The organism is Shewanella sp. POL2 (assembly GCF_000282755.1).
Classification (GTDB): domain Bacteria; phylum Pseudomonadota; class Gammaproteobacteria; order Enterobacterales; family Shewanellaceae; genus Shewanella; species Shewanella xiamenensis.
Genome location: NZ_AKZL01000058.1, coordinates 1 through 16,237 on the forward strand (window position 1 = coordinate 1; position 16,237 = coordinate 16,237).

The 16,237-nt window shown below is 46.4% G+C and carries 12 protein-coding genes; 5 read left to right on the forward strand and 7 right to left on the reverse strand.

The window, feature by feature from the left end; genetic code table 11:
* From edd to zwf, 3 genes are all read right to left on the reverse strand, one after another.
* Positions 1-1,749: phosphogluconate dehydratase (gene edd / locus SHEWPOL2_RS15050; protein WP_037429529.1), on the reverse strand; the 1,749-nt coding region annotated here is incomplete at its 3' end.
* A gap of 12 nt (positions 1,750-1,761) precedes the next feature.
* The gene (gene pgl, locus SHEWPOL2_RS15055; RefSeq protein WP_037429530.1) at positions 1,762-2,460 is read right to left on the reverse strand and encodes a 6-phosphogluconolactonase; all 699 of its coding nucleotides are present in this window, start codon (positions 2,458-2,460) and stop codon (positions 1,762-1,764) included.
* Positions 2,461-2,469: 9 nt separating this feature from the next.
* Positions 2,470-3,942 carry a glucose-6-phosphate dehydrogenase gene (zwf, locus tag SHEWPOL2_RS15060; RefSeq protein ID WP_037418717.1) on the reverse strand — a complete coding sequence of 491 codons (1,473 nt, stop codon included), beginning with the start codon at positions 3,940-3,942 and terminating at the stop codon, positions 2,470-2,472.
* 311 nt (positions 3,943-4,253) lie between these two features.
* Here zwf and SHEWPOL2_RS15065 point away from each other — a divergent pair, with 311 nt between their 5' ends.
* Together SHEWPOL2_RS15065 and pyk are read left to right on the forward strand one after the other, a co-directional pair.
* On the forward strand, positions 4,254-5,108 hold the full coding sequence (locus SHEWPOL2_RS15065; protein WP_011072455.1) for a MurR/RpiR family transcriptional regulator: 855 nt from the start codon (positions 4,254-4,256) through the stop codon (positions 5,106-5,108).
* A 185-nt stretch (positions 5,109-5,293) separates the two neighbouring features.
* Positions 5,294-6,733, forward strand: coding sequence for a pyruvate kinase (gene pyk, locus SHEWPOL2_RS15070; RefSeq protein ID WP_037418713.1), 1,440 nt, complete (start codon positions 5,294-5,296; stop codon positions 6,731-6,733).
* Between the two features lie 140 nt (positions 6,734-6,873).
* Here the strand turns inward: pyk and SHEWPOL2_RS15075 are convergent, their stop codons facing one another.
* Entirely contained in the window at positions 6,874-9,153 is a 2,280-nt protein-coding gene (locus SHEWPOL2_RS15075) for an acyl-CoA dehydrogenase (protein ID WP_037429532.1), read from the reverse strand.
* A 16-nt stretch (positions 9,154-9,169) separates the two neighbouring features.
* Complete coding sequence (locus SHEWPOL2_RS15080) at positions 9,170-9,808, reverse strand: TetR/AcrR family transcriptional regulator (protein WP_037429545.1); 639 nt, start codon at positions 9,806-9,808, stop codon at positions 9,170-9,172.
* Between the two features lie 218 nt (positions 9,809-10,026).
* Here SHEWPOL2_RS15080 and SHEWPOL2_RS15085 point away from each other — a divergent pair, with 218 nt between their 5' ends.
* Complete coding sequence (locus tag SHEWPOL2_RS15085) at positions 10,027-11,877, forward strand: M2 family metallopeptidase (RefSeq protein ID WP_037429534.1); 1,851 nt, start codon at positions 10,027-10,029, stop codon at positions 11,875-11,877.
* Positions 11,878-12,017: 140 nt separating this feature from the next.
* Here the strand turns inward: SHEWPOL2_RS15085 and smrA are convergent, their stop codons facing one another.
* Positions 12,018-12,608 carry a DNA endonuclease SmrA gene (smrA, locus tag SHEWPOL2_RS15090; protein ID WP_037418703.1) on the reverse strand — a complete coding sequence of 197 codons (591 nt, stop codon included), beginning with the start codon at positions 12,606-12,608 and terminating at the stop codon, positions 12,018-12,020.
* A gap of 132 nt (positions 12,609-12,740) precedes the next feature.
* Between smrA and SHEWPOL2_RS15095 the strand changes: the two genes are divergently transcribed.
* The gene (locus SHEWPOL2_RS15095; protein ID WP_037418700.1) at positions 12,741-13,316 is read left to right on the forward strand and encodes a hypothetical protein; all 576 of its coding nucleotides are present in this window, start codon (positions 12,741-12,743) and stop codon (positions 13,314-13,316) included.
* A gap of 29 nt (positions 13,317-13,345) precedes the next feature.
* Positions 13,346-13,840 (forward strand): YchJ family metal-binding protein, encoded by a 495-nt coding sequence (locus SHEWPOL2_RS15100; protein ID WP_037429535.1) that lies wholly within the window; start codon positions 13,346-13,348, stop codon positions 13,838-13,840.
* Positions 13,841-13,973: 133 nt separating this feature from the next.
* Here the strand turns inward: SHEWPOL2_RS15100 and SHEWPOL2_RS15105 are convergent, their stop codons facing one another.
* Complete coding sequence (locus SHEWPOL2_RS15105) at positions 13,974-16,157, reverse strand: EAL domain-containing protein (protein WP_037418694.1); 2,184 nt, start codon at positions 16,155-16,157, stop codon at positions 13,974-13,976.
* Positions 16,158-16,237: the final 80 nt, after the last annotated feature.

Here is a 16,237-nt window from a genome sequence, read left to right on the forward strand (position 1 = left end):
TAACTCACGACCCATGCCATAACGAGAATGGCGTAAATCAATTTCAGCGGCAGTTCTGGCAGCAAGCACGGTGTCTGAGACTAATAAACTCAGCTCGCCGGTCAGCGCATCAACACGAATTAAATCGCCATCTTGTACCTTGGCAATTAACCCACCATCAATCGCTTCTGGGGTTAAATGAATCGCCGCAGGCACTTTGCCCGATGCACCCGACATACGACCGTCGGTCATCAGCGCCACTTTAAAGCCTTTATCCTGTAGTGAACCTAGCAGCGGCGTTAGTTTATGCAGCTCTGGCATACCATTGGCTTTCGGCCCTTGGCCTTTCACCACCACCACACAATCTCGGTCTAATGCGCCGGATTTAAATAACGCATCGAGTTTGTTTTGATCGTCAATCACCACAGCGGGCGCTTCCACCACTCGATGCTGCGGTTGAACGGCAGACACTTTTATCACCGCGCGGCCTAAGTTGCCCTTAAGCAGTTTTAAACCACCGTTGTTTTGGAAAGGTGTAGCGACAGAGGTTAATACTTCGGTATCTAAGCTGACGGTTGGACCATCGACCCAGCGCAGCTCGCCATCGAGTAATTTGGGCTCTTGGGTGTAACGACGTAGACCAAAACCTGCAACTGTGTTGACATCCTCGTGCACTAAGCCCGCATCGAGTAATTCCTTGATAAGGAAAGCCATCCCGCCAGCGGCGTGGAAATGGTTAATGTCCGCATGACCGTTTGGATAAACCCGAGCCAGCAATGGCACCGCATCGGATAATTCCGAAAAGTCATCCCAGTTGACAATAATGCCCGCTGCACGCGCCGCCGCCACGATATGCATGGTTAAGTTTGTTGAACCACCGGTCGCCAGCAATGCAACAATGCCGTTCACTATCGATTTTTCATTAACAATTTCACCGATTGGACTGTACTGAGTGCCCAGTTCGGTTAAGCGACAAACCTGCTTCGCCGCCATTTTGTTTAAGGCTTCACGCAGTGGATCGTCAGGATTCACAAAAGATGAACCGGGCAATTGTAGGCCCATGACTTCGAGCATCAATTGGTTTGAGTTAGCCGTACCATAAAAGGTACAAGTACCCGCACTGTGGTAAGACTGGGCTTCCGCTTCGAGTAGTTGTGCTCTATCGACCTTACCTTGGGCAAATTGCTGACGAATACGGGCTTTTTCCTTGTTAGGAATACCCGATTTCATCGGGCCTGCTGGCACAAACAGCATAGGTAAATGGCCAAAACTTAACGCACCAATCAATAAACCGGGCACGATTTTGTCGCAAATACCAAGGAGTAAGGCGCCATCGAACATATTGTGGGATAAGCCAACCGCGGTTGCCATGGCAATCACTTCACGACTCAGTAAGCTCAGCTCCATCCCAGGTTGCCCTTGAGTCACGCCGTCACACATGGCGGGAACACCACCGGCCACCTGCGCAACACTACCCACTTCCTGACAGGCCTTTTTCAATAAATCAGGATACGTTTCATAGGGTTGATGTGCTGACAACATATCGTTGAATGCAGTAATAATCCCGATATTGGCCTTCGTCAATTGACGTAATGCGTTTTTATCATCGGGGTTACAAGCCGCAAAACCATGGGCTAAGTTACCGCAGCTTAACGAGCTACGGTGTACGCCATGGTTACGGGCATCGTTTAATGCAGCAAGGTATGCTTCACGTGATGCTTTGCTACGGGCAATAATTCTGTCGGTAACAGATTGAACGACTGAGTGCATGAGAGTGACTCCTTAAGCGCTCCAGAACACGTCAACGGGCGTTTTACGCTGCGCTAATACGGCTCTGATAGGCATAGCATTAACATCATCATTTTCTAAGGCTTGACGATATACGGATAATTTCTGTTCCCCAACCAAATGCAGATAAATCTGTCGGCTATTGAGGATCGCATTCTTAGATAATGTGATCCGACCATGGGGCGCCGTGGTGGGATTGGTTGCCACGCACAAAGCTTGAGTAGTTAAGGCATCGTTTAACTCAGCACTGCAAGGGAACCATGAGCAAGTGTGACCATCGTTGCCCATCCCGAGCACCACCACATCAAAGGGACGCGGGAAGTTAGACAGCGACTCGGCGGTCATATCGGCGCCCGCTTCGGCGGTGGAAAACATATTCTTCAATCCGCGGAACTTGGCATTGGCCGCGCGGTTTTGCAATAAATGCTCGCGCACTAAACGTTCGTTAGAGGCGCTATCTTCGACATCGACCCAACGCTCATCGGCAAGCGTAATGTAAACATCACTCCAGTCGATAGATTTCATGCTAAGCAGCTCAAACAGTTTCAGCGGCGTTGAGCCGCCAGAGACCACTAAACTCGCCTTACCACGGGCATCCACCGCTTCTTGTAACTGGCTAGCGATCTTATTCGCTAACTGTTGCTCGAGCGCAGCAGGTGTATCAAAGGATTTAAATACGGTTTCTTTAATCATCAAAGCCCCCTATTCATCCCACGAACGACCGTCTTTGGTGATCAGCGCGACGGAAGCCACGGGGCCCCAAGTGCCCGCAGGATAAGGTTTCGGTTTTTCATTGCTCTGTTCCCATGCTTGGATGATGCCATCAACCCATGTCCAAGCTTGCTCCACTTCGTCTCGGCGAACGAACAAGGCTTGATTACCGAGCATGGCTTCAAGCAATAAACGCTCGTAGGCATCGGCAATGCGCTCGTTTTTGAAAGTATCCGAGAAACTCAAGTCGAGTTTGGTGGTTTGCAGACGTTGTTTTTGCTCTAACCCTGGCACCTTGTTCATCATCTGGATCTCAACCCCTTCGTGTGGTTGCAGACGGATGGTTAACTTGTTAGGTGGCAAGTTACGGTAGCTAGAGCGATACAAGTTATGCGGTGGATTTTTAAAATACACCACAATTTCAGAACTCTTAAACGGCATGCGCTTACCGCTGCGCAGATAGAACGGCACGCCAGCCCAACGCCAGTTATCAATGTCGACACGCAGCGCCACAAAGGTTTCAGTATGCGAGTGTACGTTCGCCCCTTCTTCCTCTAAATAACCAGGCACTGGACTGCCCTTGAGGAAGCCAGCACTGTACTGACCACGGACGGTGTTTTCATACACATTGTCAGCATTAATCGGCCGCAGCGACTTCAGTACTTTCACCTTTTCATCGCGGATACTGTCAGCATCTAAGTTAACAGGTGGATCCATCGCAACCAGCGTCAACACTTGCAGTAAGTGGTTTTGGATCATATCGCGCATTTGACCAGCTTTATCGAAGTAACCCCAACGGCCTTCAATACCCACTTCTTCGGCAACCGTGATCTGGACATGGTCAATGGTCCGGTTATCCCATTTAGAGGCAAATAAGGAGTTAGCAAAACGCAGCGCAATTAAGTTTTGAACGGTCTCTTTACCGAGATAATGGTCGATACGGTAGACTTGGCTTTCTTTAAAGTAGGCAGAAACTTGATCGTTAATCACACGGGAAGATGCGAGATCAGAGCCAATGGGTTTTTCGAGAACGACGCGCGAGTCGCTGTGGATCAGATTTTGTTCATGTAAACAGCGGCAGATATCCCCAAAAATCGACGGTGGAGTGGCAAAGTAACTGACCATGACACGCTCTTCTGGTTTGAGCAATTCATGGAAGGCGCTGTAACCTGCTGAATCAGTAAAATTAGTGCCGACATAATGACAACGGGACACGAATCGGTTAAGCGTTTCTTCGCAGAGGGGTTCTTTGACGAAGGTGTTTAACGCAAGAATGACTAGCTCTCTAAACTCATCCTGACTAAATTCATCTTTTGCGACACCGATCACCTTAGTATCTTTGTCGAGAAGTTCAGCCTTATCTAACTGGTATAAAGAAGGTAACAACTTGCGTCTTGCCAAGTCGCCTTTAGTACCAAAGAGTACGAAGTCACAAGCTTTGGCGCCTGATGATGTTTTGCCCATTGCGTTACGCTCTCCTTTGTATGTCGTGTCCCTTCATGCTAATGAAGGAATCCACACTTTTGTTGTAATATAACAACAGAATTTGTTAAATGCATCTCTTTTTATCAATATTAACATTCTAGCTAACTAGGCACCTAAGGCATAAATCTGATATGATTTTTGTGCTTAAATTACTGATGATAGTAAATTCTTATTTCAAAAACCGACGTAAAACTTACTTAAGCAATCTTGATTAGTGGGATCGTCAAGCTGATCTGTGGCACTAAACAAAAAAAATAAAATTACATACTCAATTTAGCGGACATACGCGTATGAATACCCTAGAAAAGGTTCAAAAAAGCCTCACCCATTTTAGTAAGTCAGAACGCAAGGTTGCAGAGGTCATCTTAGCCTCTCCGCAAACAGCTATTCACTCCAGTATCGCCACACTCGCTAAGATGGCAGATGTCAGTGAACCTACTGTGAACCGTTTCTGTCGCCGCTTAGATACTAAAGGCTTTCCTGATTTTAAGTTACATCTGGCACAAAGTCTCGCAAACGGCACGCCTTATGTGAGTCGCCATGTGGAAGAAGATGATTCTCCCGAATCATACACAACAAAAATATTCGAATCTTCAATGGCTTCCTTAGATACAGCACGTCAAAGTTTAGACGTAGCGGCCATCAATAAAGCCGTTGATATTCTGACTCAGGCCAAGACAATTTCATTCTTTGGCTTAGGAGCATCAGCCTCAGTCGCCCATGACGCACAAAATAAATTTTTCCGTTTTAATGTGCCTGTCATCTGTTTTGACGATGTTCTGATGCAACGCATGAGCTGTATCAACAGCAATGAAGGCGATGTTGTGGTTTTAATTTCCCACACAGGTCGCACTAAGTCATTGATTGAAATAGCACGTTTAGCAAGAGAAAACGGCGCTGCCGTTATTGGTATTACGGCTCGTAACTCGCCGTTATCGATGGAATGTACACTGCCTGTGACGATGGAGGTGCCAGAAGATACAGATATGTATTTACCTATGGCCTCGCGTTTAGCGCAATTGGTGACTATAGATGTATTGGCGACGGGTTTTACCCTACGCCGCGGCCCTCGTTTTCGTGATAATTTAAAACGGGTAAAAGAAGTGTTGAAAGAGTCTCGTATCAATAAAGATCCGATACTGTAATTCACTTCCTATCTTTAAAAAGGCTAGCGCAAACCCTACGTCTAGCCTTTTTTAAAGCAAATTTCAGCGATACCTCACAATTTTAAAACATAACTTCAGATCAATTTGATTGTAACTTTACTACATAATTTGGAATTGCATGCTAATATAGTCACAAGATTTTTTTAACTTTAACGGAGTATCTTATGTTCCGCAGAACCAAAATCGTCACCACCCTGGGCCCCGCCACTGACCGTGACGATAACTTACGCCGCATTATCGCGGCAGGTGCAAACGTTGTTCGTCTTAACTTCTCCCACGGCTCCCCCGAAGATCATCTCAAACGCGCGACTCAAGCTCGCGAAATTGCAAAAGAATTAGGTGTACATGTAGCGATTTTAGGTGACCTACAAGGTCCTAAAATCCGTGTTTCTACCTTTAAAGACAACAAGAAAGTCCAACTGAAATTAGGCCAAGCTTATATTCTTGATGCTGAACTCCCCAAAGGTGAAGGCGATGAGAATCAAGTCGGTATCGACTATAAGCAATTACCTGATGATGTGAATGTTGGCGACATCCTGATGCTCGATGACGGCCGTGTCCAACTACGTGTTGAGCGCGTCGAAGGTCGTAAAGTCCATACGACGGTAACGGTTGCTGGTCCTTTATCAAACAATAAAGGGATCAACAAGCAAGGTGGTGGTTTGTCCGCTGCGGCACTGACCGAAAAAGACAAGGCTGACATTCTCACCGCAGCGATGATCCAAGTGGATTATCTAGCCGTTTCCTTCCCACGTAGCGGTGCCGATTTAGAATACGCACGTTCTTTAGCACAGCAGGCTGGTAGCAATGCACTGATCGTCGCGAAAGTTGAACGTGCAGAAGCGGTTGCTAGCGATGAAGCAATGGATGATGTGATTTTAGCCTCTGACGTTGTCATGGTTGCCCGTGGAGATTTAGGGGTTGAGATTGGTGATGCTGCACTAGTGGCAGTACAAAAGAAACTCATCGCCCGTTCACGTCAGCTCAATAAAATCGTCATCACTGCGACTCAAATGATGGAGTCAATGATCTCAAGCCCAATGCCAACCCGTGCAGAAGTGATGGACGTGGCAAACGCCGTGCTTGATGGTACCGACGCCGTGATGTTATCAGCCGAAACCGCTGCCGGTGACTTCCCTGAAGAAACGGTTAAAGCAATGGCGAATGTGTGTGTTGGTGCAGAATCTCACCCAAGTGTGAAAGTCTCTAAACACAGATTGGATGCACGTTTCACCTCAGTTGAAGAAACCATCGCCCTATCGACTATGTATGCGGCAAACCACCTAGAAGGTGTTAAAGCGATTATTGCTTTAACAGAATCAGGTGCAACACCTAAACTGATGTCGCGTATCAGTTCATCTTTACCAATCCTTGGCCTATCTCGCCATGACACAACACTGGCGAAGATGGCTCTGTACCGTGGTGTATTACCGATTTACTTCGACTCAACGATCTATCCAGCCGATGAGCTCGCGCAAAAAGCATTGGAATCATTAACCAAAGCGGGTTACTTACACAGCGGTGACTTAGTGTTAATGACCAAAGGTGATGCGATGGAAACCATCGGTGGCACTAACACTTGTAAAGTGCTAATCGTCGCTTAATCTTTGCTGATTGGCTTTCGTTAGACGAAAAAGTTAGGCTAAAAGTCATTAAACTTAAAAACAAAAACCACCTCAGTTGAGGTGGTTTTTTTATCTTTTGTAACAGCGACAAACTATTGTAGTCGTGCTAACAAATCAGATTATAAGGCTTCAAAATCATTCACATTGATGGCGGCTAAACGTAACTTATCCGCATGCAATAGTGTTTGATGTTCTTCGCTATTAATCGTGCCCCGCTCTAGCGCTTTAGCAAATAGAACCAAGTTTGGTACTTTTGCGGGTAACTCACCGCTGCGCTGTGCTTTTTTAAGCTTTTTGTAAATCTCTTTACAGGCATACTGTGCTACAAACGCTTGTTCTACTTCAGCAATACCACCCACATCGCCTTCAAACTCAGGACAAAGGAAGGTAATGCGCTCGCGGGCAGGACTCGGTTTTAACATGCCAGAGACAAGCTCAGTCGCCATTTTATCGCTCGGCGCATTAAAATGATTGCCGATCGGGAAAATGAGTGCTCGCAATAACCAAGCAACTGGACGATTGGGGAAGTTGCGGATCACATCCTCTAGTGCTTTCGCCGCTAAGTGCAAGCGATTAGCCATTACATAACGTACCGCAGGTAAATCATCCTGTTGGCGACCATTGTCTTCAAATAGTTTTAGCGTTGCAGAGCCTAAGTACAACTGACTCAATACATCGCCCATCCGTGCAGACAACATTTCCTTGCGTTTTAAATCGCCGCCCATAATCAACATTGAAATGTCCGTCATAAAGGCCAGCGCCGAAGACAAACGAGACATATCTTTGTAGTACTGTTTGGTTTCGCCACTTACGGGGGCGCTACCAAAACGACTCGCAGTTAAGGCACTAAATAATGCACTGAACGCGTTACGCGTCGCATACCCCATATGACCCATTAGCAACGAGTCAAAACGCGCAAGCGCCTCGTGCTGATTTTCCATAGCTGCCGCTTCCATTTCGGCCAGAACGTAAGGATGACAACGGGTTGCGCCTTGACCAAAGATCATTAACGAGCGGGTAAGAATATTCGCGCCTTCTACGGTGATCGAAATTGGATTCGACATATAAGGATGGCCGAGGTAGTTTTTAGGTCCTAATTGGATCCCCTTACCCGACTGAATATCCATCGCATCATTCATAACAGCTCGGCCAAGTTCGGTCATGTGGAACTTCGCAATAGCTGTCACCACTGAGGGTTTGACTTTAAGGTCAATGCCTGTGGTGGTTAAACGACGTGCAGCTTCTAACTGGTAGGTATTGGCAATAATACGAGCAAGGGCTTCTTGCACCCCTTCAAACTGACCAATCGCCATACCAAATTGGTGGCGCACATAACTGTATGCAGTGGTGGTTTTGGTTGCCATATGGCCTGAAGCAGTTGCCAGCGCTGGCAGAGAAATACCGCGACCCGCTGATAAACATTCAACCAGCATGCGCCAGCCTCTGCCCGCAAATTCTGGACCGCCAATGATCCAATCGAGCGGAATAAACACTTCATCGCCCTGGGTTGTACCATTCATAAACGCCATATTAAGTGGATTATGACGGCGACCAATCACCACGCCAGGGTGATCCGTTGGGATCAACGCGCAGGTAATACCAAGATTCTTTTTATCACCTAATAGACCGTCAGGATCGCGCATCTGGAAGGCTAAACCCAATACCGTTGCAACAGGTGCTAAGGTGATATAACGCTTATTCCAGGTTAATTTAAGGCCTAAAACCTCTTCACCGTTAAACTCACCACGGCACACAATGCCCACATCTGGGATTGCGCCCGCGTCACTGCCTGCTTCTGGGCCTGTTAACGCAAAGCAAGGTATTTCATCGCCTTTCGCTAATGCAGGTAACCAACGTTCCTTTTGCTCTTCAGTGCCATAGTGAGTTAATAATTCACCAGGGCCTAATGAGTTAGGTACCATCACAGTTACCGCAACACTCACGCTACGACTAGCTAACTTGCTCACAATCGTCGAATTGGCATAAGCCGAAAACGCTTTACCACCAAATTTTTTCGGAATGATCAGCGCAAAGAAGCCTTCTTTTTTGAAATAATCCCACAGCTCTGGCGGCAAATCTTTACGATTATGGACAATGTCAAAATCATCGATCATTGTCAGGGCCGTCATGACCTGATTATCAATAAAGTCCTTCTCTTCTGCCGTCAGCGTTGGCTTGCCGTAGCTGTGCAGCGTGTTCCAGTTCGGATTACCGCGGAATAATTCCCCTTCCCACCATACATCGCCCGCTTCCATCGCTTCGCGCTCAGTATCGGATAATGGCGGTAACACTTTTTTGAAAAAATGGAAAACTGGCTGGGTGATAAATTGCATTCTGAGGCTTTTTACTGCAAACAGCGCAATAACAGCTATCAGGGCAATAATTATAATCGTCAACATAATCAAGACCTTTTTATTAAGAAGCTACGGGAACTGATACGCCCGCGGCCATGTAGGGGATCACTTTACGGATCACGGCTTCAATATCGTTGTGCTCGCCAAATTCGGCCGCAGCAATATCGTTTAAGGCGTCAGCTGAAGCCATAGTGAAAACGATTGTGCCGAGGGTAAAGTGTAAGCGCCAAAACATTTCTGCCTGAGGAATATGGGGAGCACTGGCCGATACCGCCTTCACAAAGGTATCTAGATGTTGTCCATAGTGGGTGGTGATAAACCAGCGCAGATGCCCTTGGCTTTCGATATAGCCTCGTCCAAGTAGCTGTAGGAAAATTGTGGTACCTTCCGTGCGCAAGTCATTTAAATCCAATAACGGATCGACTAACGCCGATAAAATATCCTCTAGCGAAGCCTGAGAGGATGCAGTATGTAAACGTTTTATAGCCGTCGATGCCGCGGGCATAAAAACGTCTAAATAGCGGGCTAACACTGCACGGATTAACTCTTTTTTAGAGCCAAAGTGATAATTCACCGACGCTAAATTGACCTCTGCCTTGCTAGTGATAAGTCGTAATGACGTCTCAGAAAAACCTCTTTCAGCAAAGAGTTTCTCTGCAGCATCAAGTATTCTTGTTTTTGTATCAGATCGACTTGCCATTCCGTGACCTTGAATTAATTTAAAACACTCGTTTAAATTAAACATTGGTATGGTCATTGTCAAACGAAAAATGACCAAATAAGCTGCGTCACAACAACGAGGCTTAACAAGCCAATCACAGTGATTGCAAAAAAGAGCCAAAAGCCATCAAGTTTTATTCAAAATACAATCCACTTAGGTAGAATGTGCAACACAAAAACAACAGCGGATTGCAATGCATGACTATTCGATTAAATCATCCCACGACACTCGCGCTCACCATTGCGCTAACCTTAGGCTTAAGCGCCTGTAATGATGCACAAAGCAAGGCCGATGCTACTACAGCTAACAAAAATGCACCCGATAAAGCCCAGGCCATTGCCTTTATACAAGATGCGGAAGCGCAAATGGCGCTGTTATCCATCGAAGCAAATCGTGCCGAATGGATTTATAGCAATTTCATCACCGAAGATACCGCAGCATTATCGGCCGCCGTGGGTGAAAAAGTCAGCGCCGCTTCCGTTAAGTTTGCCACTGAAGCCGCAAAGTATGCCAATGTGGAACTCGATCCCGCCAATGCGCGCAAACTGAATATTCTGCGCAGCGCACTTGTGTTACCGGCGCCGCTGGATCCCGCCAAAAATGCTGAACTGGCGCAAATCAGCTCCGAACTCAATGGGCTCTACGGTAAAGGCAAATATTGCTTCGCCGATGGCAAATGTATGACGCAACCTGAACTGTCGACCCTGATGGCGGAATCGCGGGATCCCGCCAAATTACTTGAAGCGTGGAAAGGCTGGCGTGAAATTGCAAAACCAATGCGTCCGTTGTTTCAACGTGAAGTGGAACTCGCTAACGAAGGCGCAAAAGACTTAGGCTACGCGAATCTGTCCGAGTTGTGGCGCAGCCAATACGATATGAAACCCGATGAATTTTCACAGGAATTAGACCGTTTATGGGGACAAGTTAAACCCCTCTACGAATCCCTGCATTGTTATGTTCGCGGCGAGTTGAATAACGAATACGGTGATGCCATTGCGCCGAAAACAGGCCCGATTCCGGCACATTTGCTAGGGAATATGTGGGCGCAGCAATGGGGTAATGTGTACGATCTCGTCGCCCCGAATGATGCCGATCCAGGCTATGATGTGACCGAGCTACTTGAGCAGAAAGGCTACGATGAGCAGAAGATGGTGAAACAAGCCGAAAGCTTTTTCACCTCTTTGGGCTTTGCGCCGCTGCCAGAAAGTTTTTGGAGCCGCTCTTTATTCTTACAACCCAAAGATCGCGACGTAGTGTGTCACGCTTCCGCGTGGGATCTGGATAACCTCGATGATATCCGCATCAAGATGTGTATCCAGAAAACCGCTGAAGACTTCACCGTCATTCACCACGAACTTGGACACAACTTCTATCAACGTGCCTATAAACAGCAGCCTTTCCTGTTTAAAAACAGTGCCAATGATGGTTTCCATGAGGCCATTGGTGACACGATTGCGCTATCTATCACCCCGAACTATCTAAAACAGATTGGCTTGCTCGAAGACGTGCCCGATGCTTCGAAGGATATTGGCTTACTGCTTAAACAAGCTCTGGATAAAATCGCCTTTCTCCCCTTTGGTTTGATGATCGACCAATGGCGTTGGAAGGTATTTAGTGGCGAAATTACCCCTGCCCAATATAACCAAGCCTGGTGGGAATTAAGAGAGAAATACCAAGGCGTTAAGGCCCCGACTGATCGCAGCGAAGCCGATTTTGACCCAGGTGCAAAATACCATGTGCCCGGTAATGTACCTTATACTCGCTATTTCCTCGCGCATATTCTGCAATTCCAGTTCCACAAGGCGCTGTGTGAAACGGCTGGAGACAAGGGCCCAGTGCATCGATGCAGTATTTACGGCAATCAAGCGGCAGGAGAAAAACTCAATAAAATGTTAGCGCTTGGTGCAAGCCAACCTTGGCCCATTGCCTTAAAAGAAGTCACAGGAACGGAAATGATGGATGCGAGCGCCGTACTCGATTATTTTGCGCCGCTTAAAATCTGGCTTGATGAGCAGAACAAAGCTGCGAATCGTCAATGTGGCTGGTAATAAAGCCTCAGGTGCGAGTCATATCCACGCCTTAAACTAAACCGATAAAAATGCCCAACGATGTTGGGCATTTTTTTAAGCTCCAGTATTAAGGTCTAACGCTCGCGACAATCAGAGAAATCAATGCGTTCGCAAATCCATTAACGCCATCCCATTCCCTTTCGGTTTGCTTCTTTATTCTCAATCTTAAGCTGCTCGGATTTAGTCAACATCACATATAAGGCGCCCGTGCCGCCCTGCTCGGTTTTCGCAGAATGGTAGGCAAGTACCATATCAAGCTGAGATAACCAGTGACATACCGCTGATTTAAGCAATCCAGCCACGGGTTTACTGTTATGGCCTTTACCATGAATGAGCATCACACAACGTTCACCATGGGCCTGCGCCGCTAACAAATAATTGAGTAACGCATCTCTGGCCTGACTCAAACGGTAGGCATGCACATCTAACTCCATTTTAATACTGTACTGCCCCAGCCTTAAGCGCTTAAAAACAGCCCCCTGAACCCCTTCACGCTTAAAACTGGCTATATCATCGGGTGCCATAATCGGGATCAAGCTTAAATCCAGCGGCATACAAGCTAAATAAGCCTCACGTTGCAGCGCATCACGGCGCTGAATTTGCTCATCCGTTAATGCCTTAGGTTGTAAATTCACCACCTTGACATCACCTTTAAGTGGCACAACTCCCGCCATTTCTTCAAAAAATAGTGCCGATTCATTATCCAGCATGGCAAGCTCCTCCACTCTTCACACTCAGTGTGCACTTTTACAACAGAAACACACTTTGTAAACATTCACCCCTTTAGTTCAGCGGGCGCCTCCATTATAGTGGCGCCATGAATGCTTGATTAGAATAATGTAATGAGATTTTTGCTGCTAGCCCTGATATGCCTATTGTCGCTGCCGAGTTTTGCTACCCCCTCAAAAGCCAAGACCAGCATGACAACAGATCAATTGATAAATGCGAATTATCCTTTGTTTACTCAAGCATTTAATGAACTTAATCACGACGTCACTGCCGAGATTTATGCTAAAGACGCAAGTTATCTGTCAGAAAGTCAAAGTAAAGAAATTTATTATGGCCGTGATAATATTGTCGCCATTTATCAACGCTTTTTTGATAAAATCCGAACCAAAAAGGCCCGTATCGATATCGACTTTCGGGTGCTAAACCGCAAATTATCAGGCAACAGCGCGTTCGACACAGGCTATTATTTAGTGCGTTTTTATCCCGCCGAAGAGACTGGCGAACCCGTGAGTGAATTTGCTGGCAAGTTCGTCATTGGCACACAAAAAGACACCCAGCACCGCTGGAATGTCACCCTTGATATGAACAATCGAGCCGAGCCTAGTTTTTATTTGAATGCGAAGCCTGTGCCAAATCTTTACTATGGCCGTCAGTTTCCGCCGTTACCTGACAGTAAAAAACCAAAATAATAATCTTTATTATTGAGCAAGTTACACTCATGACACCAGAAGCCTATTGTCCCTGTGGCAGCCAAAAACCTTATCAGCACTGTTGTGAAACGTTGCACCTTAATGTTGATTCAGGGACTCAAGTGGCCACCAGTCCCGAACAACTAATGCGTTCACGCTACTGCGCATTTGTGTTGAAAAATTTTGATTACATTATTAAAACTCACCATGTAGACTTTCTCGATGGCTTAACCTTCGAACAACTACAGCAAGGCCCACATCCACATTGGTTAGGGCTTCAGGTCTTAGCTGCGAATGAAAAAATCTATCCCGATGGTACTCAACGCGGCAATGTGACCTTCAAAGCTTGGTATAAACTCGCGGGTGAGATTGATGCAATCTATGAACGATCTGAGTTTATATTTGAACAGGGCCGTTGGTACTATACCCAAGGACAACAAATGCAAGCCAAACGCCCTGGGCGCAACGATCCCTGTGTTTGCCAGAGTGGTAAGAAATTTAAACAGTGCTGCTTAACACGATAGTTGTTGATGACAGTATCGACTCATAAAACTATCGATTCATAAAACAATCGACTCATAAAACAATCGACTCATAAAATAAAGGCAATCAATTGATTGCCTTTATTTTTTCATCACACCAATACGAACATCTGGTTTAGTGGGCGATAAAACTCGATTGTTTCGCGGCCAGCAAAAACTGCGCAAACTCGGGTTCTCGCAGGGCTGGACTGTATAAATATCCCTGTGCCTGATGACACAAACTCTTGGCTAAAAACGCCTCCTGCTCGACGGTTTCTACCCCTTCTGCGGTCAAGGAAATATTGAGCGCACTCGCCATCGCAATAATGGCCGAGACGATTTCTTGGCTTTCGCGGCTAATCGTCAAATCTGAAATAAACGAGCGATCGATTTTTAACTTACTGATAGGAAACTGTTTAAGGTAGCGCATCGAGCTGTAACCCGTCCCAAAATCATCGATAGCTAAGCCTACCCCCAGTTCAGCCAACTCCTGACACAATAAGGTCGCATGGCGAATATCGCCCATGAGTTCCGTCTCTGTAATTTCCAAAATTAAGGTTTTGGGCTTTAAACGATAACGGGTCAAGAGTTGCCATACTTGTTCATACAAATTACCACTAAAAAACTGCCGCGCAGACACATTAACATGCATGCTAAGATCGGCATTGTGATGCTGCCAAATATTCAATTGCCGACAGGCCGCCTCTAATACCCAACTGCCTATCGCATTGATCATCCCCGATTGCTCGGCAATATCAATAAACGCGCCGGGATATAGCACGCCTCTTTTGGGATGATGCCAACGAATAAGCGCTTCGGCACCGATATAAGTTTGCTGTTCGAGATCCCTTAAGGGCTGGTAATAAAGCTCAAATTGTCGACCGCGAATAGCACTATGCAAATCGCGTTCAATTTGCGCATCTTCCTTAAACGCACTCAGCAATGTACTGTTAAAGACTTGAATTGCTGTGCCCTTTTTCTTCTTCGCATATTGCACTGCAATATCGGCGCAGGTCAGTGGTGCAAATAAATTTGCCACCGAGGCAATATCAACCACGGCCAGTGCGGGTTTAGGTTCCACTTGTTCACGGCCAATTAATATCGGCATGGCTAAATGCTGGTATAAGCGGGTGCTGATATAGTCCAGATCATAAACTGCGTTATCGTCGGTCAGTAATACCGCAAACTCATCACTACCGACACGAGCGATTTCAGTCGCTTTGTTGATGTCTGAAAAATGCTTTAAGCGCCGGCCAATCTCAATCAACAGGCTGTCGCCATTTTCATGGCCATAAGTATCATTAAAACGCTTAAAGGCGACTAAATCGACTAGCAACAGTAGCCCATGTGTTGTTCGCTCGAGCACTCGATTAAAGTGACTGCGATTGTTAAGTCCAGTCAAGCTACAACGCCACGCCAGACGTTCCAACTCCGCTTTGTAGTTATGCTCATCCGTACTTTCTTCACCCGACACTAAAGCGTAATGATTGCCTCTATCGGTGATAAATTGGCTCACAACATATTTCAGCCAATAACGACTACCATCAGCACGATTAAATTGCACCTCACCTTTTGCCAGTTCACCTCTGAAAATTTTTGCTAAGGTCTGCTCAGCTAACGCATTGTGCTGTTTGAAAAAAGTTAAATCACGTAAATTAGTGCCAACGCTCCTGCTGCGCGAAATACCACTAATATCCTGATGGGCTTGGTTAACGTACTCCACTTTTTCAGTGTGCAAGTTAATCAACATAGTCATTTGACGAGATTGTTCTATGGCGCAGCGAAAAAGGCTGAGACGTTCTTCTTTATCGTAAGCATGTTTGGTAGCAAGAGTGAGGGCTAATTGATCGGCCATTTGGCAAGCCAGATGAATTTCACTATCGTGCCAATGGTGTGTGAGCTGCGCGCGCTCAATGCAGAGCACGCCCTCAAGATGGCCATTGATACGAATACCGACTTCAAGACTAGATAAAATTTGGCGTGGAATAAAATAACTATCGACTAATTCGGTCAACCGCGGGTCAATAAGCGTATTACCAGCATCTATATGCCTGTGATTTTTTAGTTCATTTAAATAACGCGGCACCGTTTGCAGCAGTTTAGGACGGTAGATGTCCTGCAGCGCCATCGCCCCAAACTGGGCGACGAGAGATTGGGTGTTTTGCTCGGCAGAAAAAATCCACACCGACACCAAGGAGACCGCTAAATTCTGACACAGTAGCTCTGTCGCTAACTCTGCCGTCTTAGTGAAATCACCCTGCTGCTTCGCCGTAGAATGGACTAAAGACTCTAATAAGTGTTGATGCTGACGTCGCTTCACTCTGATCCCTACAAAACTTCGTGTTGGGTAAAACGATAATGCTGCGACTAACACACTAAAGATAGGAGTGTTAATGGAGC